At 33.7% G+C, this 19076-nt stretch carries 22 protein-coding genes; 5 read left to right on the top strand and 17 right to left on the bottom strand.

Annotated features, from left to right (window positions below):
- Nucleotides 1-2 precede the first annotated feature (2 nt).
- The gene (locus EV196_RS02185) at nucleotides 3-1637 is read left to right on the top strand and encodes a flotillin family protein (protein ID WP_132214435.1); all 1635 of its coding nucleotides are present in this window, start codon (nucleotides 3-5) and stop codon (nucleotides 1635-1637) included.
- A gap of 79 nt (nucleotides 1638-1716) precedes the next feature.
- On the opposite strand, the gene EV196_RS02190 is transcribed toward EV196_RS02185, so the two are convergent.
- Nucleotides 1717-2718 carry a PorP/SprF family type IX secretion system membrane protein gene (locus EV196_RS02190; protein ID WP_132214437.1) on the bottom strand — a complete coding sequence of 334 codons (1002 nt, stop codon included), beginning with the start codon at nucleotides 2716-2718 and terminating at the stop codon, nucleotides 1717-1719.
- Nucleotides 2719-2885: 167 nt separating this feature from the next.
- Here EV196_RS02190 and EV196_RS02195 point away from each other — a divergent pair, with 167 nt between their 5' ends.
- From EV196_RS02195 to EV196_RS02210, 4 genes are all read left to right on the top strand, one after another.
- Nucleotides 2886-3788 (top strand): NifU family protein, encoded by a 903-nt coding sequence (locus tag EV196_RS02195; RefSeq protein WP_132214439.1) that lies wholly within the window; start codon nucleotides 2886-2888, stop codon nucleotides 3786-3788.
- Nucleotides 3789-3836: 48 nt separating this feature from the next.
- Complete coding sequence (locus tag EV196_RS02200; protein ID WP_132214441.1) at nucleotides 3837-4037, top strand: dodecin family protein; 201 nt, start codon at nucleotides 3837-3839, stop codon at nucleotides 4035-4037.
- A gap of 199 nt (nucleotides 4038-4236) precedes the next feature.
- Nucleotides 4237-4590 (top strand): DUF1304 domain-containing protein, encoded by a 354-nt coding sequence (locus tag EV196_RS02205; RefSeq protein ID WP_132214443.1) that lies wholly within the window; start codon nucleotides 4237-4239, stop codon nucleotides 4588-4590.
- Nucleotides 4591-4667: 77 nt separating this feature from the next.
- A complete protein-coding gene (locus EV196_RS02210; protein ID WP_132214445.1) occupies nucleotides 4668-5483 on the top strand; it encodes a mechanosensitive ion channel family protein in 816 nt (271 codons plus the stop codon).
- On the opposite strand, the gene tsaB is transcribed toward EV196_RS02210, so the two are convergent.
- The 16 genes from tsaB to EV196_RS02290 all read right to left on the bottom strand — a co-directional run bounded on the left by tsaB (nucleotide 5484) and on the right by EV196_RS02290 (nucleotide 18948).
- Nucleotides 5484-6161: a tRNA (adenosine(37)-N6)-threonylcarbamoyltransferase complex dimerization subunit type 1 TsaB gene (tsaB, locus tag EV196_RS02215; RefSeq protein WP_132214447.1), complete on the bottom strand. Its 678-nt coding sequence runs from the start codon at nucleotides 6159-6161 to the stop codon at nucleotides 5484-5486.
- 66 nt (nucleotides 6162-6227) lie between these two features.
- Nucleotides 6228-7697, bottom strand: a complete 1470-nt coding sequence (locus tag EV196_RS02220) for a TolC family protein (protein ID WP_243652156.1) — start codon at nucleotides 7695-7697, stop codon at nucleotides 6228-6230.
- Nucleotides 7684-8799 (bottom strand): efflux RND transporter periplasmic adaptor subunit, encoded by a 1116-nt coding sequence (locus EV196_RS02225; RefSeq protein WP_132214451.1) that lies wholly within the window; start codon nucleotides 8797-8799, stop codon nucleotides 7684-7686. The genes EV196_RS02220 and EV196_RS02225 overlap by 14 nt, the downstream gene beginning before the upstream one ends.
- A gap of 15 nt (nucleotides 8800-8814) precedes the next feature.
- The gene (locus tag EV196_RS02230; protein WP_132214453.1) at nucleotides 8815-10059 is read right to left on the bottom strand and encodes an ABC transporter permease; all 1245 of its coding nucleotides are present in this window, start codon (nucleotides 10057-10059) and stop codon (nucleotides 8815-8817) included.
- A gap of 2 nt (nucleotides 10060-10061) precedes the next feature.
- Nucleotides 10062-11291, bottom strand: coding sequence for an ABC transporter permease (locus tag EV196_RS02235; protein WP_132214455.1), 1230 nt, complete (start codon nucleotides 11289-11291; stop codon nucleotides 10062-10064).
- A complete protein-coding gene (locus EV196_RS02240; protein ID WP_132214458.1) occupies nucleotides 11284-11985 on the bottom strand; it encodes an ABC transporter ATP-binding protein in 702 nt (233 codons plus the stop codon). The genes EV196_RS02235 and EV196_RS02240 overlap by 8 nt, the downstream gene beginning before the upstream one ends.
- An 83-nt stretch (nucleotides 11986-12068) precedes the next feature.
- Nucleotides 12069-12287 carry a hypothetical protein gene (locus EV196_RS02245; RefSeq protein WP_132214460.1) on the bottom strand — a complete coding sequence of 73 codons (219 nt, stop codon included), beginning with the start codon at nucleotides 12285-12287 and terminating at the stop codon, nucleotides 12069-12071.
- Between the two features lie 31 nt (nucleotides 12288-12318).
- Nucleotides 12319-12855 carry a DUF420 domain-containing protein gene (locus tag EV196_RS02250; protein ID WP_132214462.1) on the bottom strand — a complete coding sequence of 179 codons (537 nt, stop codon included), beginning with the start codon at nucleotides 12853-12855 and terminating at the stop codon, nucleotides 12319-12321.
- 135 nt (nucleotides 12856-12990) lie between these two features.
- Nucleotides 12991-13734 carry an SCO family protein gene (locus EV196_RS02255; RefSeq protein ID WP_132214464.1) on the bottom strand — a complete coding sequence of 248 codons (744 nt, stop codon included), beginning with the start codon at nucleotides 13732-13734 and terminating at the stop codon, nucleotides 12991-12993.
- A 96-nt stretch (nucleotides 13735-13830) separates the two neighbouring features.
- A complete protein-coding gene (locus EV196_RS02260; protein ID WP_132214466.1) occupies nucleotides 13831-14547 on the bottom strand; it encodes a hypothetical protein in 717 nt (238 codons plus the stop codon).
- Nucleotides 14548-14743: 196 nt separating this feature from the next.
- Nucleotides 14744-15124 carry a cytochrome C oxidase subunit IV family protein gene (locus tag EV196_RS02265; RefSeq protein WP_132214468.1) on the bottom strand — a complete coding sequence of 127 codons (381 nt, stop codon included), beginning with the start codon at nucleotides 15122-15124 and terminating at the stop codon, nucleotides 14744-14746.
- Between the two features lie 53 nt (nucleotides 15125-15177).
- The gene (locus EV196_RS02270; protein ID WP_132214470.1) at nucleotides 15178-16158 is read right to left on the bottom strand and encodes a cytochrome c oxidase subunit 3; all 981 of its coding nucleotides are present in this window, start codon (nucleotides 16156-16158) and stop codon (nucleotides 15178-15180) included.
- A 140-nt stretch (nucleotides 16159-16298) separates the two neighbouring features.
- A complete protein-coding gene (locus tag EV196_RS02275) occupies nucleotides 16299-16880 on the bottom strand; it encodes a cytochrome c oxidase subunit 3 (protein WP_132214472.1) in 582 nt (193 codons plus the stop codon).
- Nucleotides 16881-16882: 2 nt separating this feature from the next.
- The gene (gene cyoE / locus EV196_RS02280; RefSeq protein ID WP_132214474.1) at nucleotides 16883-17776 is read right to left on the bottom strand and encodes a heme o synthase; all 894 of its coding nucleotides are present in this window, start codon (nucleotides 17774-17776) and stop codon (nucleotides 16883-16885) included.
- Between the two features lie 198 nt (nucleotides 17777-17974).
- A complete protein-coding gene (locus EV196_RS02285; protein ID WP_132214476.1) occupies nucleotides 17975-18742 on the bottom strand; it encodes an HNH endonuclease in 768 nt (255 codons plus the stop codon).
- Complete coding sequence (locus tag EV196_RS02290; protein WP_207902801.1) at nucleotides 18742-18948, bottom strand: hypothetical protein; 207 nt, start codon at nucleotides 18946-18948, stop codon at nucleotides 18742-18744. Before EV196_RS02290 ends, EV196_RS02285 begins: the two co-directional genes overlap by 1 nt.
- Nucleotides 18949-19076 lie beyond the last annotated feature (128 nt).

The following is a 19076-nucleotide window of genomic DNA, read 5'->3' on the forward strand; positions in this document are numbered from 1 at the left end:
CCATGACCTTATTAGTAACCCAAGCCTCCGATTTTGGCTTACCCGTAGCAATCATTTTTGCTGTATTATTTGTTTTTGTATTTTTTATTGTCTTAGTAAGGCGCTATAAACGTTGTCCTTCAGACCGAATTTTAGTAGTGTACGGTAAAGTTGGTGGTGGACAATCGGCAAAATGTATACATGGTGGTGCTGCCTTTATAGTACCCGTAATTCAAGATTATCAATTTCTAGATTTAACACCTATTTCTATAGAAGTTAATTTAGTAAATGCTTTAAGTAAGCAAAACATTCGTGTTAATGTACCATCGCGTTTTACTATTGGTGTTTCCACCGAACCAGGTATCATGCAAAATGCTGCCGAAAGACTTTTAGGTTTAGGTCAAAACGAAATACAAGAATTGGCGCAAGAAATCATTTTTGGTCAGTTACGTTTAGTAGTGGCTTCTATGGATATTGAAGAAATCAATTCCGATCGTGATAAATTTTTAACCAATATTTCTGAAAGTGTAGAATCTGAGCTTAAAAAAGTAGGTTTAAAACTTATCAACGTAAACATTACAGATATTGTTGATGAATCTGGATATATTCAAGCTTTAGGAAAAGAAGCTGCGGCACACGCTATCAATGCCGCTAGAAAATCGGTTGCCGAAAAAACCAGAGATGGTTCCATTGGTGAAGCCAATGCGGTACAAGATGAACGTACCCAAGTAGCAGAATTACATGCTAAAGCGAAGATTGGTGAAGCCAATGCGATGCAAAATGAAAGAACTCAAATTGCTGCAGCCAATGCATTAGCCATGATTGGTGAAGCTAACGCAAGCCAAAACGAGCGTGTGCAAACAGCGAGTGCCGTAGCCAAAGCTAAAATTGGTGAAGCTGAAGCATTAAAGGAAGAAAGAATCAAAACATCGGAAGCTAATGCACGAGCTATTGATGGAGAGAATATAGCTAAAATCTCGATTGCAGAATCGGATGCCTTAAGAAGAGAACGCGAAGCGGAAGCTGAAAAAAGAGCCATTGCTTCGGAAAAAGTACAAGCCGCAAAAGCATTAGAAGAAGCCTATGCTGCTGAAAAAATGGCGGAAATTGCCAGAGCGGAACGTGTACGCTCTACACAATTAGCAGATATTGTTGTTCCTGCTGAAATAGATAAAAGAAAAGTAGAAATTGATGCGGAAGCGGAAGCTGAAAATATAAGAAGAATAGCAAAAGGGCAAGCGGATGCGATTTTACTAAAAGCACAAGCCGAAGCGCAAGGTTTATACGAAGTATTAACCAAACAAGCGGCTGGTTTAGACCAAATTGTTAAAGCGGCTGGAAACAACTCAAAAGACGCTGTGTTACTGTTAATTGCAGATAAACTTCCTGAATTAGTTAAAACACAAGCCGAAGCTATTAAAAACATTAAAATTGATAAAGTAACCGTTTGGGAAAATGGCGGCGGAAAAGATGGAAAATCATCTACAGCTAACTTCCTATCGGGTATGTACCAATCGGTGCCACCACTTCAAGACATGTTTAATATGGCTGGTATGGATTTGCCCGAGTATTTAAAAGGTAAAACCATAGAAGAAAAAGCAACGCCTTCAAAAAAGAAACCAACTTCAAAGGATATTGATGATGCCATTGAAGAATAGTTAAACAAAAAAAATTCCGCTAGTACAGCGGAATTTTTTGTTTTAAATCTTATAAATAGTTATAGTAAAAGTTATATATCTAATTAACCGCAGGACAGTTACAATCGTAACGCTCTCTTTTACAATTAAAGTTATAGCCTAAAGTTAATTGATGAAAACCCCCATTGGCAAATACCACCGAATTATTTTGATAGGTATAATTGTAAGCAAACATAAACTCGTTATAATTAACGCCTAAAATAGGTGTAATTTGCTGTAAACGTTGGGTATTTACAGAACCCGACTGTGTATATTCTGCACCATCAAAACTATTTCTATACGACAAGCCTCCCCAAATTTTACCAAATTCCACTTGTTTATATACTTTAGCATTTACATCAATAGAGGCTTCTTTGGTTTCATCTCTATATTGAAACATCACCGATGGCTCATAACTCCATTCACTTCCGTATTTACTAAATACATTTCCAACCGAAAGTAAATAACGTCTTAAATTACTGGTGATATTCACATCTTTATTAATTCCAGAATTTTCCAATACATTTTTAATTGTTGCATGGGCATAAAAATCCAAAAAATGGTATGAAAATCCTAAATCGATATTAAAGTTGGTTTCATTTTGAACAAAGCCATCAATTATTGGGTCTGGACCATCAAACAGAAAGGATGTTTCATCTAATTTATACTGAATAAATCCTGCACTCAGTCCAAAAGACAACATATTTAAATCGGTTTCACTTCTAGAAAACATCAAGTGGTGTGCATAGGTAGCGTAAGCACCTGTTTGCGAATGATATCCATTTTTATCTGTATATAAAATACCGCCAATAGCCGATTGGGAATCGCCTATTCTACCGTTCATACTTAAAGTTAAAAGTTGTGGTGCATCTTCATGCCCAAACCATTGTTGCCGTGCAGTAAGTCTTACTTTAGCACAATTGGCAGCACCAGCCATAGAGGGGTGTATTAAATAGTAATTATCGGTTAAATAGTCGGTATATATGGGCAACCCTTCTTGAGAATTTACAATGTTAGCGCACATAACGCCTACTGCAACCATGAAAACATTCATTAACTTCATAAGTTCAATCAGGTTAATTTGCTATTAAAAGCCTTAATTAGTAATAAATTATACGAAAAAGAAAACATGCAAAAAGTTATCTTTTACTCCCAAAAAAGAGGCAACAAAACTCAAATATATGGATATCTAAAGTTTTCTTTTAGTATTTTTGTGAAAAATTAGCTAAAATGAATACTTTCAAGGTTTCTGTGCAAGAAACATCAAATAACGCCATCATTAAATTCGAAATAAATGAGTTTATAACGAAACATCAAAGTTTTGAATTTAATAATATAGACGACGCCAAGGCATCGCCTTTAGCACAACAATTGTTCTATTTACCCTTTGTAAAAAAGGTATATATCTCTGGAAACTTTATTGCAGTAGAGCGCTATAACATTGTTGAATGGAGTGATGTACAGGATGAAGTAGCTGAACAAATTGAAGCCTATTTAAACGATGGTGGTATCGTTATTGAAGAAACTGCCAAAGCAAAAAAAGTACCAGTTACGGTGTACGCTGAAAGCACACCAAACCCAGCGGTAATGAAATTTGTGGCCAACAAAAAAATAGTAACAACTCTTTTTGAATTCACTTCCATAGACGAAGCAAAATTATCACCTTTAGCAACCGAGCTATTTCATTTTCCGTTTGTGAAAAGTGTTTTTATTGACGAAAATTACGTGTCCATTACCAAGTATGATATGGCTGAATGGCAAGATATTACAATAGAACTTCGTGAATTTATTAAAAACTATATTGAAAACGGTAAAGATGTGGTAGTGCCTAATGCTGCTGAAACATTAAAAAAATCGACAACACAATTAGATTCTCACTATGAATCTCTGGATGACACTTCTAAAGAAATTATCAACATTTTGGAAGAATATATAAGGCCAGCTGTTGCTAGCGATGGTGGAAACATTCAATTCATTTCCTACGATGCCGAAACTAAAAATGTTAGCGTGATGTTGCAAGGTGCTTGTAGCGGTTGCCCGTCTTCAACTTACACTTTAAAAAGTGGTATTGAAAACATGTTGAAAGAAATGCTAAAAGGCAGAGTTGAAACAGTTGAGGCAATAAACGGTTAATTACATTAAATTTCTTAACTTTAGGTTTTAACTTAAATTTTTTAAATTATGTCTGTATTAAAAGTTATTGAAATTTTAGCTAATTCCGATAAAAGTTGGGAAGATGCTACCAGAAAAGCTGTAAAACACGCCTCTAAAAGCGTTAAAAACATCCGTTCTGTTTATGTAAATGAACAAAGCGCTAGCATAAAAGATAGTGAAGTAACCGAGTTTAGGGTTAACCTAAAAATCACTTTTGAAGTTGATTAAATTTAGAAAAAACGAAAACGTCTGAAAAGCGTAATACTATTTCATATGGTCCATATATATATATTGGGACTGTCGAAATATTTTAACTTACTAATAATCAATATTGGTTTTCGACAATCCAGATAGTTATCTGGACAATCAAACAAAGTAGATACAAAATACTTTTCAGACAGATTCGTTTGCATCTATCTTTTAAAACATAACATTCATGACCTTTATTTTAATAGCCTGTGTTGCGTTATTACACTTCTATTTTTTAATTTTAGAAATGTTTTTATGGACCACACCAAAAGGCATTAAAATATTTGGTTTAAAATCTAAAGAATTTGCTGAAGAAACCAAAGTATTAGCAGCAAACCAAGGTTTATATAATGGCTTTTTAGCGGCTGGTTTAGTGTTTTCAATTATTCAAAAAGATATACAAATAGCAGCTTTTTTTCTTATTTGTGTGACTATTGCTGGTATTTATGGGTCTTACTCTACAAAGCAAATAAAATTATTTTATATACAAGCAGTTCCTGCCATTATCGCTTTAATTAGTTGTTTTATTTAAAACTTAACTATTAGTTTACCTCTATTTGCTTCTAAAGTTTTACATTATAAACATTAAATAAATTACAAATTAAAATTATGAATTTAGAAAACATTGACACTACGTATTGGATTGGATTAATAACAGAATACGGATTAAAAATAATTGGTGCTATTGCCATTTGGATTATTGGCTCGTGGATAATTAAAAAACTCCTGAAAGCGACCCGAAAAGTAATGACAAAAAGCAATTATGAAGAAAGCTTGCAAAAGTTTCTAATAAATCTACTTAGTTGGGGACTAAAAATATTACTAATCATAACACTTTTAGGGACTTTAGGCGTGCCTACAACCTCGTTTGCTGCTATTATTGCTGCAGCTGGTTTAGCTGTTGGCTTAGCACTTCAAGGTTCGCTAGGTAATTTTGCTGGTGGTGTATTAATAATGATTTTTAAACCTTTTAAAATTGGCGATTTAATTGAAGCCCAGGGTGAAATAGGCGTCGTAAAACAAATTGAAATTTTTACTACTAAACTCATAGGTTTGTCTAATAAAGAAATTATAATTCCGAATGGAGCCTTATCAAATGGCAATATCGTAAACTATACCACCGAAGGGACCCGACGTGTAGATTTAACCTTTGGTGTTGGATATGATTCAGATATAAAGAAAACGAAAGAGGTTTTAATGAAGGTAATTACTTCACATCCTAAAGTTATTGAAACTCCTGCTCCAACAGTAAATGTTTCTGAATTAGCAGATAGTTCGGTAAATTTTGCCGTAAGACCATGGTGTAAAACAGAAGATTATTGGACAGTTTACTTTGATGTTACCGAAAACACTAAAATAGCACTTGATGCTGCAGGTATTGAAATTCCTTACCCACATCAAGTTGAAATACATAAACAAGCTTAATTATAATTGAGATTTTGGTTTTAAAGCCACAAAATCTTTTAAATAATAAGGTTCAAAATAAGCGACATCTTCAAAGTCGCTTTTTTTGTACTTATTAAATGCTAACAAACTCATTTGGCTGGCAGAAGGCAATGTATCTTCAACAAAAACAGTATTCGGGTGGCTTATCAAGTCTTTTGTTTTTTCTACGCCATTACCAACAAAATAGACTTTGCCTTGGTTTAATTGTTCCGCGAAAGCGTTTTCATCTAAAACTTGTGCTTCCGTTTCTCTAATTTCATTATAATTTGAATCGAAAATAGCCGCATACACCTCTAAGCGTCTGGCATCGAGCATCGATACAATAACGCCATCATTTGCATCAACTTGATGCGCTAAAGCTTCTAAAGTTGGTACCGAAATCAATGGTTTATCTAAAGCGAAACAAAGTCCTTTTGCCGCCGAAACGCCTATACGTAACCCCGTGTAAGACCCCGGACCTTTACTAATGGCAATAGCATCCAATTCTTTAGAAGTAATGTTTGCTTCTTTTAAAACCGCATCAATAAACACATGCAAACTTTCGGCATGCGAGTAGTTTTTGCTGTTATCTTCCTTTAAAACAATTGTTTTTCCATTCCGCGAAAGCGATACCGAACAATTGGTTGTTGCTGTTTCTATATTAAGAATTAATGACACAAGAGTTGAATTTAAAAAATAAATTCCCGCCAAAAAGCGGGAATTGCAAAATTAAAGAAATATTTATTAATCTAAGGTTATAGGAGTACCATTATAGAACTCTAACAATTTAGATTTAAACACAAAATTGTATTTGGAATTTGCTAAAGTAGATTGGGCATTTATTAACCTGTTTCTTACTTGTTCAAATTCAAAAGAAGTCATCACACCCAAGCTATAACTTTCGTTGGCTGTTCTAAATGCTTCTTCTTGCGCTATTAGAGACGCATTTGATGCTTTATATTGATTTAAAGCTGCACGCGCATCTAAATAAGCATTTTCAATGGTAGAAAGCAAATCTTGTTTTGCCTGTTCTAAACCATAAGCCATACGTTTATTACTAATTATAGATCTATTAACGCTGGCCCTTGTTCTATTTCCATTAAAAATAGGCACACTTACACTTACACCAACATTATAACCTAAATTATTATTGAATTGTTTTCCGAATCCATTTGGAATCGATTTGTAATTTGCTGGATTTCGAGGGTCGGTAGATTGAATTAAAATTGGATTTACTAAATCTGTAGGTTCATAAATAGGAATGTATGCAATACTCCCTGGATTGTCTACATCAACTATAGTAATCCTATCTTTTTCGCCCAATGTATGTTGGTATGAAGTACCCAAACCTGCACCTAAACTTACCGATGGATAAAAGGCACTTTTAGCTATTTTAATATCTAATTCTGAATTTTCTATACTAATTTCGGCAGCTCTTATTTCAGGTCTGTTTTCAAGGGCTTTGTTATATATTTCGTCCGTGTCGTTGTACATCAATTCTACCGAAGACAAATCGAAAGTAACTTCCTCAATATCAAAACCTCTATGAGAAATTTGTAATAACTGAGCTAAATTTAACAATGCCAAATCGATTCCGTTTTGAGCATTAATTAATTGCTCTTTATTGCTAGCTAATTGTGCTTCAACATCAAACAATGCTGTTTTTGGCTGAGAGCCTTCATTAAACAATATTCTAATACGTTCTACTTGTTGCTCTGTAACCCGAACCTGCTCTTCTGCTATTTTGTAGTTTTCCTTATTTAATAACGCATTTAAATAACTGTTTACAACTGCCAAAGAAATATCATCTTTTAACTTTTGTAATTGTACTTGGCTGGATTCCAAACCAAGCTTTGCCTGCTTATATAGGTTGGTGTTTCTAAACCCATTAAAAAGTGTAACACCTGTATTTACGCTTAAACTTGAACCAAAAGTATTACTAGAAATTCTACTTCCATCCTGACCAATATAGGAACCAAAATTAAAGTTTCCAGAGGTTGAACCATTAACCGACGGTAAAAAATTACCTTTGGCGCTCACTATATTCTCTTGGGCAGTTTCGGTATCTAATTCCGATTGCTTAACGGTAATGTTATTTTCTAGCGCATAATTTACACACGCTTCCAGTGTCCATTTTTTATCTTGTGCAAATGAAAACATACACACTACAAGTGCTACTAAAACTAAGCTGTTCTTCATCTTATTTTTCTTCATCTTCATTATCTTTTGATGCCTTGTTCCATACTTTTATTTTATCGCCTTTCTTAACGCCTTCGGTAATTTCGACGTTTATACCATCGGATAAACCTAAAGTGACATCTTGTTTTTTGTATTTTCCCTCACCTTCCTGTATTTCAACAAAAGGTTTTTCAGTAATTCTGTTGTATTGCAATAAGGCCTCTCTTATGGCTAAAACACTGTCTTTACTTTCAATATCAATTTCGGCATTGGCGCTATAACCTGCTCTTACATTTGTTGAATTATCAAGCGTTACATTAGCTTTAACGGTAAATTGAACCGCACCATTTTCCTCAACACCACGTGGTGCCACGAAAGTAAGTGTCGCCGGAAATTCTTTTTCGTTGATAGCTCCCAAAATAACTTTAATTTCTTTGCCCTCTTTAAGTTTGCCTACTTCTGCTTCATCTACTTTTCCTTCAAAAATCATGAAACTCATGTCGGCAATAATAGCAATAGTGGTTCCTGCATTAAAGTTGTTACTTTGAATGACTTGATCGCCTTCACGCACCGGAATTTCTAAAATGGTACCCGCTATTTGTGCTATAATATTAGTATTTGCTGAACTGCCTCCAGAAATAGACCCACGCTTTATAATTTGATAATCGTTTTGTGCTTGCGATAAAGTTTCTTTAGCTTGATTAAATGCCAATTCGCTATTCTCGAAATCTTGTTTTGAAATCACACCTTTTTCAAAAAGCGATTTATTTCTTTCATATAACACCTTCGCATTATCAAAAGACAATTTTGTTGAAGATATTCTACTGCTAGCACCTACCAAACTTTGCTCGTTTGGTACAACTCTAATTTTTGCAATTAAGTCACCTTTTTTTACGATATCACCTTCTTCAACAAGAATTTCATCTACAATACCAGAAATTTGAGGTTTTAATTCAATTTCTTCTTCAGGATTTAATTTTCCCGTTGCTACGGCTTTTGTATTGATGGATGTGTAAAAAGGCTCTTCTACTTTAAAATCTTCAATACCCTTAGAATTGGCGTCTTTAAAATACTTTAATACAAACGCTAATAGTATGATAACTACTAATACTAAAATAATTTTTACTGTTTTGTTCATTTTTATGTTGATTGATTATTCTTCTCTTAATGCTTCTATTGGTTTGATGCTTGTGGCTTTAAATGCGGGGATTAAACCAATTAACGACCCTAATACAACTAATATGATAAGCGCTATAAATACGATTGCTATAGATACAGAAGCGTTTACTATCACCGCATCTGTACCTTGACCGAAGGCTGCATCCAACCCTATTAAAATCCAGCCGCCAGTGATGATTCCGAAAATACCAGCTACCATTGTTAAAAATACCGCTTCCAATACTATTTGGCGTTTAATTTCAAAAGGTGTTGCGCCCAATGCTCGACGGATTCCGATTTCTTTAGTACGTTCTCTTACGGTAATCAGCAATATATTTCCAATAGCAAAAACACCGGCAATTAATGTTGCAATGCCTACAAACCATGTTAAAAACTGCATACCTATTAAAAAACCAGTAAATTTTTTAAATTCTTTACCTAGGTTGAAACTGCCAAAGGCACGTGAATCTTCTGGATGAATATTGTTTAAGTTTTTTAATAACAGTTTAACGTCTTCTTCAATTTGTTTAATATCATAGTCCGGTTTTCCGGTTATCATCATCCAACCTATTCTATCACCTCTATTGTATATTTGCTGAAAGGTTGTAAATGGAATGTGAATATCTGTTGATGGTCCCATGTTCACGTTCCCCACTTCAAAAATGCCCACTACAATAAAATTGATACCATTAATATCGATATATTTTCCAATGGCATCTTCATCTTTTTCAAAAAGTTGTTTGTAAGTGTCTTCTGAAATGACTGCTATTTTTTTATTATCATCTATATCATTTTGATTGATGAACCGACCATTTATGAGTTTTTTCTTTTGTAATTGGTCCAACAACGGATAATCGCCCGCCATTTGGAAACTTCCCGAAAGAAAATTTCTGGTAACATTTGTACCTTGTTGACTTCTTGGAAGCACAAACTCGATGCCTTCTACATTTTCTTCAACTTTTTTAGCATCAGTTAATGATAATCTTACTTGCTTACCTTCCTGAAACCCTTTAAATGGTTTGCTTGTGTTTTGGCCCCAAACAAATACACTATTGGTTGCGAAACTACCAAATAATCTATTAAATGAATTTTCTAACCCTCTAGCAGAACCCAATAAGCCAATTAGCAGTAAAATACCCCACCAAACACCCACCATAGTAAGGATAGACCTTAGTTTGTTTTTACTAAAGCTATCAAAAACTTCTTGCCACGTATCGCTTTCAAATAAAAATTTAAACATGTTTAGTCGTTTCTTAGTGCTACAATTGGTTTAATTTTCGATGCTCTTTTAGCTGGAAAATACCCTGCTATGGCACCTGCTCCTACTAATGTTAAGGTGGCTCCTATTACCAAACTATTACTTACGCCAGGGTCTTTAATAAAATAATCCTTCAAAATGGGTTCAGCAAGTTCTATAACGCCTACGCCTATTAATAGCCCAACGTAACCTGCAATAGCTGTAATTAAAATAGATTCCATTAAAATGATAGAAACAATAGATCTTGGTGTCGCTCCTAATGCTTTACGAATACCTATTTCTTTGGTACGTTCTTTAACAATAAAAATCATAATATTGCTTACCCCCACAATTCCGGCAATTAAGGTTCCAAAACCAATTACCAAAATAATAACGGTTAAACCAAAAGTCATTTGGCTAACGGCTTTAGTACCTTCTGCCATGTTTCGAACTCTTACAGCCCGTTGGTCGCTACTGGCTACTGAAAATCGGTCTTTAAGTTTTTTTGTAATGGATGTACTAAAAGCCAAAGCTTGATCATAATTCATTTCAGGGTTGTAGGTAAGGTTTATTTGATCGATATAATCGTTGTTACCATAAACTTGTTGAGCGGTACTTACTGGGGTATATATGATACGCTCTTCATAATCGCCGCCATCATCGGTAAAAATACCCACAACTTTATAGGGAATACCACTTAAATTTATATACTTGCCTAAAGCTGTGGTTTTTAAAAATAGATCTTCTTCAATTTTTCTGCCAATTACAACTACTTTGGTTTTATTTTCTAAATCGTTTTGATTGATGTAACGCCCTTCTATGACATTGGTTTTTTCAAGAAATTGATGATCTGGATGCACCCCGCGTAAACTGTAGCTGCTTTGCTCATTTCTAAATGATGCTTGCACATTATTGTAAATACGAGCAGTGATAAATTCTACTTTATTGCCAAATTCATCTTTAATATAGCTAAAGTCTTCATTTTTAAATTGAATTTGTCTTCCTGCCTGAAGTCCTTTATTGGCTTTGGTTGTTTTTCCTGAATTTATATATATAGAATTTGTAGCATCATCACTAAATGCTTCAGCAAACGTGTTTTGTAAACCATTTGCAATACCAAAAAGTATAGTGAATAACAATATCGCAAAAGCCACCGTAAAACCGGAAAGTAAACTTCTGGTTCTGTTTTTATTGATACTTTGGAATATTTCTCGCCAAAGGTCTATATCAAACATACTGTTCTGCTCTTACTTGGGTTACTTTTACATCTTCTAGTATGACACCATCGCGCAGGCGGACGATACGTTTACACATATTGGCTATATCTTCTTCGTGTGTTACCATTAAAATGGTTTTGCCTTCATCATTTAACTGCTGAATAAACGCCATAATTTCATGGGAAGTTGTGGTATCTAATGCTCCTGTTGGCTCATCGGCTAATAATAATTTAGGATTTGCAGCTAAAGCGCGCGCTATGGCTACACGTTGGTTTTGCCCCCCCGATAATTCTTTTGGTAAATGATGCGCCCAATTTGCCAAACCTACTTTTTCCAAATGAAACATAGCCAATTCTTGGCGTTCTTTACGTTTCATCCCTTGGTAATATAAAGGTAATGCCACATTTTCAAGGGCATTTTTATAATTTATAAGGTTAAAAGATTGAAAAATAAACCCTAAAAACTTGTTTCTATATACAGCAGCTTTTTTTTCGGTAAGATTTTTAATAGGCAAGCCATCTAAAATATACTCTCCAGAATCGGCTTCGTCCAACATACCTATAATATTTAGAAGTGTTGATTTTCCTGAACCAGAAGAACCCATAATGGCAACCATCTCCCCTTCTTCAACAGAAAGATTGATACCTTTTAAAACGTGTAAACTGGAATCGCCTATGGGATAGGATTTGTGAAGATTTTTGATTTCTAACATACTTTGATTGATTTAGCGTGAAGCTATATAATTAGACTAACTATACAAAGAAATGTTACACAAAATGAACAAAAAAGTTTTTATTACTTTTTTAACTTCTTGTATTTTAAATAAATAAAGTAGCCTAAACCGCCAACCAAAAGATACGGGATTGCCATTAAATATACAATACCATCATTAATACCCTTGGCGGCTGTTTGGGTTTCTTCACTTTCAAGAACCGCTCTACACATGGCGCACTGAGCATTACTTTCTAGATAAAAGAAAAGAGAAAAGACAAGAAAGATGATTTTTGTTTTCATTTTACAGATGGCTTGGTTCCTCGTGATGACGTTAGACATAATAAGGTGAAATCATTATATAAACAATAACCCCTGTAACCGCTACATATAACCATAACGGAAAGGTTATTTTTGCTATTTTTTTATGCTTCTCTATGTTATTGGTAATCGCCCTAACATAAGTTATTAATACAAACGGAATGATAATAATAGACAGTAAAATATGGGTTAGTAAGATAAAATAATACACATATTTAATGGGCCCTTCACCTCCAAATTTGGTGGAATCGCTCGTCATATGGTACGCAACATACATCACCAAGAATAATGCAGAACACCAAATAGCGGTCGTCATCAAATTTTCGTGAAGTACAATTTTTTTGTTTTTAATAGCGAAAAAAGCAATCACTAAAATAACGGCCGTTAATCCATTGATAGTCGCATAAATAGGTGGTAAAAATGATAATGGTTCTACATTAGGTATTTTAACACCAAATAAAATAGCCACTACTATTGGTATAACTACAGACAATATTACAATGAGTTTATTGTATTTTTTATCGTCTAAAATTTCTTTATTTTTATTCATTGGCTATTTTAAATTTGATTTTTTCAACTATTAAAAATTTAAAAAACGACATTACGAAAAAGGCTCAACAGAAATAATCTTTTGAATTGGAACTCCAAAATATAAGATTGCCTCGTACCTCGCAATGACAAAAACTTATTCACTAAGTAACTTTTTAATATCTTCTTTTAAAGCACTAATTTCTTCTGGAGCACCGTCGTCATCTACTTTTTCAGTTTCTGAAGCAATACCTCTATAATAAATAATTGGGTTTCCAAATTCATCCTTTCTTGAACGGATGAACCCATTTTTGTCGATTAAAGCAAAATTTCCAGAATGCTCAAAACCACCAGCGGCATCTTCTTCTTCCGCTGTATAAAGATTAAAACCTTCGTTTGAAAGTTTATATATAGCATCCTTATCACCCGTCATTAAATGCCAATTTGGATTGGTTACACCATACTTTTCGGCATATTCCTTAAGAATCTCTGTGGTATCGTAATCCGGATTTATGGTGAAAGATGCCACCCCAAAATTTTCAAAGCCTTTAAATGCATTTTGAACTTGAATCAGGTTGGCATTCATACGCGGGCAAATGGTAGGGCAGGTTGTAAAAAAGAATTCTACAACATAAACTTTTCCTTCGTAATCTTTATTGGTTATGTTTTTGCCATTTTGGTCGGTAAAAGAGAAATCGGGTACTTTTTTAGCCACTCCGTTAATTTCTATGAATGCTAAATCTGAGAGTTTTGTTTTTCCGTTAGCAAAATCGCTTCTGCTTTCATCCCTAGTCACATCGTTATTAGAAATTCTATCTACAATTTTTGGAACGAAAATGATACCAAAAACTAGAATAATAAAGGCAATTCCTATGTAAGAATAATTTGTTTTTTTGCTCATTATTTCTTTATTAAATTCAATTAAAATTGATAGGTTTTGACTATGCTAAAACACTTCAAAGTCGATTCCTGCCCAAGAGCAAGAAAGACAATCAATTTAATTGGCCGTTTCTTTTAAATCGTTTGCTCTTCGTGTTGATGAATCGAATTCACCTTTTCTTATTTGCCTATATTCGGTAAATAATATACGTAAATCGTCGCTCATTTTATTCTTTATTTCTGCAACCTCAATACAATTGTAAGCGCTTAACAAGTACGTTGGTGCTTGCTTCGAGATTTCATTATCGGTTCTATCGTCTAATCTTCCTCTTTGGTTTAAATCTTTGTCGACTATAAAAACATCATTCGTAGATAAATTATTTGTTAAACCGGTTTTACTTTTCAAACTTGTAAACACATTTTCTATAGCTTCAGGTTCACCAAATACAAAATGCCAAAACCTCAAATCTTCATAACCAGTAATTTCGGCTTTAAGCTTTTCAACTTCAGCTTCCGTGCCATTAGGCACTAAAATAACGATTTGAAATTTTTTAAAACCTTTAAATTTATCGTACACCAATTCTTTTAAATTAGAAGCCACAATATTGTTTTCAATTGGGTTAGAACCTAGAAAGCCTAATATGGTAATATGGTCTTTCAAAACAACTTTTTCTTCGGAATTTGAATGAAATTGATTGATATCCAAAACCGATTGATTTACAATATCAAGCGGTGTATAATGATGTGTTGCCGGGTATAAAAACAACAAGAAAGTAACGGGAAGAAAGAATAAAATTCCTAAAATTAAATACCTACCTGCTTTTTTATACTCCATTAAAAACGTGTTTATTATGTGTGTGTTTATTTTTTTAATGGCACATAGAACATTCATGTAATCATTGCCTTATGTCTCGAAATATCGTTATGAATGTTTCAATTAAATGCAAAAATAAATAAAGGTGGTTTAAAAAACCACCTTTATTTAACACTTTAACACTTCTATTTTCTCGATTCGGGTTTATTTAAATTAATTAAAAATCTCTTTTAATAAAACCTTCATCATACACTCTAAAAACGTAACCGCCTTCTTGTAATAAAATGAAAATTAAATATAAAATCAAGAATACGGCTGTCCAAACCACAGCACGTCTTAAACCTTTAGTTTCATCGCGCATGTGCATAAAATCCCAAGTAATATAATAGGCCTTAACTAAGGTTAGGATAATGAATATCCAGTTAAGGGCTTTCATGCCTAAAACATGTGCCATTAAAGGTTCTGGTTTGTATATACCCAATACAACTTCAATTGCAGTTACAATGGTTAAAAGTATTAAAACACCCCAAATTTTTTGAGTGTTCGATTTAAACTTAACTAAACCTTTAAATATTTCTAATTTATGTGCGTGTGCCATTTTTTTAAGTTGTTTAGATTTCCTTATTTAAGGATGACAAAAATATTATTAAATTAAACTAGGTAGAAGAACGTAAATACAAATACCCAAACTAAATCCACAAAATGCCAGTATAACCCTACCTTTTCAACCATTTCGTAATTTTTGCGTCTTTCGTAAGTTCCTAGAACAACATTAAAGAAAATAATAATGTTAATTATAACTCCCGATAGTACGTGAAAACCGTGAAACCCTGTGATAAAGAAAAAGAAATCGGCAAATAACGGTGCTCCATATTCGTTTTGGTGCAAGTTTGCGCCTTCCACTACATGTGTTCCATTTGCCTTTAACTGTTTTAAAGATTCCGCTCTAGTTAATACTGTTTTATGACCATGTTCATCTAATATTTGAGTTCTTACTAAAATATTATCGTGGTTTTCTAAACCGTGCATGACTTCATCCATCGTATAGGTTGGTAAAGTGCCTTCACTTACAAACCAAACACCATTTTTACTTTCATGCTGCACTCTTTCTCCTTCACCAGCAACCACAAAGTCGCGCAATGCAACACGATTACCATCTGTATCAACAAATTGAAGAATATTTCCTCCTTTAGTTTGTACAGCGCCAAAATCGCCTTTTATAAATGTTGCCCATTCCCAAGCTTGAGATCCTACGAATATGATACCACCAATAATGGTTAAAAACATATATAGCGTTACTTTCGCTTTGTTTAAATGATGGCCAGCATTAACCGCCAATACCATGGTTACAGAAGACATGATAAGTACAAACGTCATAAACGCCACATATATCATGGGGTGTTCTTGACCGTGTAAAAACGGTACATGCGTAAATACCTCATCGGCTATTGGCCATGAATCAATAAATTTGAATCTTGAAAACCCATAAGCAGCTAAAAACGCCGAAAAGGTTAATGCATCTGAAACGATGAAAAACCACATCATCATTTTACCGTAACTTGCTTTTAAAGGCTCATTGCCTCCTCCCCAAGTTTTAACTTCTGTTCCAGTGTTTGCAACTGTAGTACTCATATATGTTGGTTTTTATTTAAAAGTTGGACAAAAATAGTTAATTTATCTATTTAATAAAACATACATCATTAAATTTTAAAAAATCAATAAACATAAAAACATTTTAAAATATGATATAAGTCATTTTAAAAGCCATAAATCTATCTTACAAAGTATAGGAATAAAAAGAGATATACCCATAAAATATCTATGAAATGCCAAAAAGTAGCCGCCAATTCAAAACCAAGCATTTTTGTTGCTGTGTACTTTTGTTTAAAATGATTATAAATTACAACCAATAAGCAAATTAGCCCTACAACTACATGCAGAATATGCACAACGGCAATTAAATAGATGTAAGACATGGTCACATTGCTAGTTGGTCCCGTAAAATTATAACCCAAATCGATTATTTGCTGAAAACCAGAAAATTGAAAATAAATGAAGACCATACCTAAAATAAGTGTGATGATCAACCCAACTGTGGTTAACACCCTATTATTGTTTTTTAAAGCTTTTTTGGCTAAAATAAATGATAGACTGCTTATCATAATCATAACCGTGCTAATTATAAACGCATTTGGCAATTGAAAATCTTTCAACCAATCGGGTCTAGAACTGCTTACAACAAAAGCACTCGTCCACCCTGCAAACGACATAATAAGTGAAATAATACCAAACCAAAGCATCATTTTTTTGGCTCTACCGTGTTTTTCCTCTAAAGTACCTTGAGTTAAATCCATAATTATCTAATAAATTTATCTATAACATATACTATTTGCATTAACGAAATGTAAGACACGCTAACAAGCATAAGCTGTCTAGCGGCTTTTTCGGTCATCAATTTAAACAAGCGAATGGCGTAATACAGCATCCACAATCCTAAAGCAAAAACAATAATTGCCGACACGATTGATAATTGCAAGCGTCCTGTAAATCCAAAAACGGGAATTATAGACACCAACAACGTCCAAATACTGTACATAATCACTTGTACCGCAGTCCCTTTATCTTGTTTTCCTGTTGGCAACATAAAGAACCCTGCTTTTTCATAATCTTTAAACAAAAACCAACCAATAGCCCAAAAATGTGGGAATTGCCAAAAAAACTGTAAAGCAAACAAAGTTCCTGGTTCTATACCAAAATTATCGGTCGCCGCTACCCAACCCAACATAAATGGAATGGCACCCGGAATAGCCCCCACAAAAACCGATATAGGGGTTTTAGTTTTTAGCGGCGTATAAACACAGGTATATAAAAATATGGAAATAGCACCAAACATAGCCGTTTGCTTGTTTATGCTGTATAAAATAATAATACCTAAAAGGGTAAAAACAGAGGCGATTACAAATGCCGAAGTAACACTCATACGGCCCGCAGGTATGGGTCTGTATTTGGTTCTTTCCATTAAAGCATCCAAATCTTTTTCAATAATTTGATTGAATGCGTTTGATGCGCCTACCATAAAATAGCCGCCCAATGCCAATAAAATTAAGATTTTAAAATCGACTGTTTCAACACCTAACAAATAACCAGCAATGGATGAAAACACCACGCTTAATGACAATCGCATTTTTGTGATTTCCTTAAAATCTGATAGTACAGAAGGCGCTTTTACCGACGTTTTTTTATTGCTCAATAGTATATTTACTTAACCGCTTTGTATTGCGAGTGCAAAGATACTTCATTAAAGCATTTTGGGCAATGCTTTTTATTGGTAATTTATTTAACGGAAAAATACTGATTATTTGGGCGTTACCCCAAGGGGTCGGGCTTTACGTTGCAAGTCCTCGCTCCTGCGTCGCTGTGGGCTTTTCACTGCAATCCCTAACGCAACTTATCCGCGAAAGATATTGTCAGTATGATATTTAAGGAACTCTTGCGATGGCAAGAATTTGTCAGGAAGTGATATTTTTTGGTTATTATATTTCAGAAAAAAATCTGCAATTGATTCATTTTCTTTGTGTTCGTAGATTGCATCGGAAATTTTGACTTCATAATCGGCAGTAATAGTCAAAAATCCTTCATCAAAAGCTCGGTCGTGAATTGAGTTTAAGCATAAACCGTTTCTTGGGTTGATTCTTTCATCTTTATTTATACTCCAAGGAATAATATGGCTTGCAACTAAAAAATCTGAAATATTGATTTCTGTTATACAACATTTTTGGTAATATGAAGATAGTACTGAAGAACGGAAGAAGTTTTGATTAACTCTTGTTTTTACAAGTCGCTCGACGTCTTTTCCTTCTGGAAAATCTGTTAAATCAATTTCATTGGTTTCAATTATAGTTTTATTCTGAAATTGAGAAATTAACTTTTCGCTTTCATAAGCTAAATCGTCCCAATTGCCGTGAAATTCATTCCAAATAACTTCATCTAATTTACTACCATTCGCAAGACCTGTAATTCCTCTTTTTTGTAATTCAGGGTCTAATCTACCAAAGTTACCAACCTTCATATTTAAAGCAGATGGCGAACGACCAATTATATTGGCAAATTTTATTATTGTTGGATGGGTTTTGCTACTATTTTTAAATGGAATTTTACAGTAAACATTAAATGCTACTATAGTTTGTTCTTTTGTCCAGTTCTTTGATTTAGCCATTATTTGATTTGACTGATTCTTAGATTATGGACATTATAATCACAAATTAATTCATTCAAAAGTTCTTTTGTGATATCAGAACTACCTTGTAAAATTTGAAGAAATATTTCAACTCTATCATCAGATGAAAGAGTGTTCAATTTTTCATCATCACGGAAGAAATTCATAAAATCTTCTCGATTTATATTTTTTAATGTGTTTTTCATTATGCATCGAGTTTTTACGTTAGGGATTGAAGTGGAAATCCTTTTTATGATTGTGTAAATAATGAGTAAAAGAAGCTGGCTTTGAATCATTTGGGTCAATTACTTTTATTTCAAATAACTGTCCATCA

The organism is Mariniflexile fucanivorans (assembly GCF_004341235.1).
GTDB lineage: Bacteria > Bacteroidota > Bacteroidia > Flavobacteriales > Flavobacteriaceae > Mariniflexile > Mariniflexile fucanivorans.